At 53.0% G+C, this 3,276-nt stretch carries 2 rRNA genes; both read left to right on the plus strand.

Annotated features, from left to right (window positions below):
- Window positions 1-65 precede the first annotated feature (65 nt).
- Window positions 66-2,946, plus strand: a 23S ribosomal RNA gene (locus tag L810_RS32040).
- A gap of 154 nt (window positions 2,947-3,100) precedes the next feature.
- Window positions 3,101-3,213: ribosomal RNA gene (rrf, locus tag L810_RS32045) — 5S ribosomal RNA — on the plus strand.
- Window positions 3,214-3,276 lie beyond the last annotated feature (63 nt).

Below are 3,276 nucleotides of genomic sequence, written 5' to 3' on the forward strand. Positions count from 1 at the left end.
TTGGAATACGGCACAACGCGAGAACTCAACCTGTAGCGACTGTCGATGAGACAGACTCGTTATAGGGTCAAGCGAACAAGTGCATGTGGTGGATGCCTTGGCGATCACAGGCGATGAAGGACGCGGTAGCCTGCGAAAAGCTACGGGGAGCTGGCAAACAAGCTTTGATCCGTAGATGTCCGAATGGGGAAACCCACTCCTTTTGGAGTATCCATGGCTGAATACATAGGCCATGTGAAGCGAACGCGGTGAACTGAAACATCTAAGTAACCGCAGGAAAAGAAATCAACCGAGATTCCCAAAGTAGTGGCGAGCGAAATGGGATGAGCCTTGCACTCTTTATTTGTATTGTTAGCCGAACGCTCTGGAAAGTGCGGCCATAGCGGGTGATAGCCCCGTAGGCGAAAACAGTATGAAAGAACTAGGTGTGCGACAAGTAGGGCGGGACACGTGAAATCCTGTCTGAAGATGGGGGGACCATCCTCCAAGGCTAAATACTCGTGATCGACCGATAGTGAACCAGTACCGTGAGGGAAAGGCGAAAAGAACCCCGGGAGGGGAGTGAAATAGATCCTGAAACCGCATGCATACAAACAGTCGGAGCCTCGTAAGGGGTGACGGCGTACCTTTTGTATAATGGGTCAGCGACTTACGTTCAGTAGCAAGCTTAACCGTATAGGGCAGGCGTAGCGAAAGCGAGTCCGAATAGGGCGTTCAGTTGCTGGGCGTAGACCCGAAACCAGGTGATCTATCCATGGCCAGGATGAAGGTGCGGTAACACGTACTGGAGGTCCGAACCCACTAACGTTGAAAAGTTAGGGGATGAGCTGTGGATAGGGGTGAAAGGCTAAACAAACCTGGAAATAGCTGGTTCTCTCCGAAAACTATTTAGGTAGTGCCTCGTGTCTCACCTTCGGGGGTAGAGCACTGTCATGGTTGGGGGGTCTATTGCAGATTACCCCGCCATAGCAAACTCCGAATACCGAAGAGTGCAATCACGGGAGACAGACATCGGGTGCTAACGTCCGGTGTCAAGAGGGAAACAACCCAGACCGCCAGCTAAGGTCCCCAAATATAGCTAAGTGGGAAACGAAGTGGGAAGGCTAAAACAGTCAGGAGGTTGGCTTAGAAGCAGCCACCCTTTAAAGAAAGCGTAATAGCTCACTGATCGAGTCGTCCTGCGCGGAAGATGTAACGGGGCTAAGCTATATACCGAAGCTGCGGATGCGTGCTTGCACGCATGGTAGGAGAGCGTTCCGTAAGCCTGCGAAGGTGCCTTGTAAAGGGTGCTGGAGGTATCGGAAGTGCGAATGCTGACATGAGTAGCGATAAAGGGGGTGAAAGGCCCCCTCGCCGTAAGCCCAAGGTTTCCTACGCAACGTTCATCGGCGTAGGGTGAGTCGGCCCCTAAGGCGAGGCAGAAATGCGTAGCTGATGGGAAGCAGGTCAATATTCCTGCACCATTGTTAGATGCGATGGGGGGACGGATCGCGGAAGGTTGTCCGGGTGTTGGAAGTCCCGGTCGCTGCATTGGAGAAGGCACTTAGGCAAATCCGGGTGCGTAATTCAAGGGTGTGGCGCGAGCTCCTTCGGGAGCGAAGCAATTGGAAGTGGTTCCAAGAAAAGCCTCTAAGCTTCAGTCTAACGATGACCGTACCGCAAACCGACACAGGTGGGCGAGATGAGTATTCTAAGGCGCTTGAGAGAACTCGGGAGAAGGAACTCGGCAAATTGGTACCGTAACTTCGGGATAAGGTACGCCCTTGTAGCTTGACTGGCCTGCGCCAGGAGGGTGAAGGGGTTGCAATAAACTGGTGGCTGCGACTGTTTAATAAAAACACAGCACTCTGCAAACACGAAAGTGGACGTATAGGGTGTGACGCCTGCCCGGTGCCGGAAGATTAAATGATGGGGTGCAAGCTCTTGATTGAAGTCCCGGTAAACGGCGGCCGTAACTATAACGGTCCTAAGGTAGCGAAATTCCTTGTCGGGTAAGTTCCGACCTGCACGAATGGCGTAACGATGGCCACACTGTCTCCTCCCGAGACTCAGCGAAGTTGAAGTGTTTGTGATGATGCAATCTACCCGCGGCTAGACGGAAAGACCCCATGAACCTTTACTGTAGCTTTGCATTGGACTTTGAACCGATCTGTGTAGGATAGGTGGGAGGCTATGAAACCGGAACGCTAGTTTCGGTGGAGCCGTCCTTGAAATACCACCCTGGTTTGTTTGAGGTTCTAACCTTGGCCCGTGATCCGGGTCGGGGACAGTGCATGGTAGGCAGTTTGACTGGGGCGGTCTCCTCCCAAAGCGTAACGGAGGAGTACGAAGGTACGCTAGGTACGGTCGGAAATCGTGCTGATAGTGCAATGGCATAAGCGTGCTTAACTGCGAGACCGACAAGTCGAGCAGGTGCGAAAGCAGGTCATAGTGATCCGGTGGTTCTGTATGGAAGGGCCATCGCTCAACGGATAAAAGGTACTCTGGGGATAACAGGCTGATACCGCCCAAGAGTTCATATCGACGGCGGTGTTTGGCACCTCGATGTCGGCTCATCTCATCCTGGGGCTGTAGCCGGTCCCAAGGGTATGGCTGTTCGCCATTTAAAGAGGTACGTGAGCTGGGTTTAAAACGTCGTGAGACAGTTTGGTCCCTATCTGCCGTGGGCGTTGGATATTTGAAGGGGGCTGCTCCTAGTACGAGAGGACCGGAGTGGACGAACCTCTGGTGTACCGGTTGTCACGCCAGTGGCATCGCCGGGTAGCTATGTTCGGAAGAGATAACCGCTGAAAGCATCTAAGCGGGAAACTCGCCTTAAGATGAGATATCCCTGGGGACTAGATCCCCTTGAAGGGTCGTTCGAGACCAGGACGTTGATAGGTCAGGTGTGTAAGCGCAGTAATGCGTTCAGCTAACTGATACTAATTGCCCGTAAGGCTTGATCCTATAACAAGTCTGCCTTGTAGATCGGCGCCGTGCGACAGCACTGGCCGCAAGATCCAGAGCGACAAGTTGGATTCTCGTGTGTGATACACACAACCTAAATTACTGCTTCTTCCAAGATTGGTTGTGCTGCGAAGCAGCGCAACAACCCTCTTTGCCTGATGACCATAGCGAGTCGGTCCCACCCCTTCCCATCCCGAACAGGACCGTGAAACGACTCTACGCCGATGATAGTGCGGATTCCCGTGTGAAAGTAGGTAATCGTCAGGCTCCCTAAGCAAGAAACCCCCGCCCGAAAGGCGGGGGTTTTTGCATTTGGGCGGCGGAAATGTA

Origin of the sequence: Burkholderia sp. AU4i, from assembly GCF_000466765.1 — a bacterium.
Lineage (GTDB): Bacteria > Pseudomonadota > Gammaproteobacteria > Burkholderiales > Burkholderiaceae > Burkholderia > Burkholderia cepacia.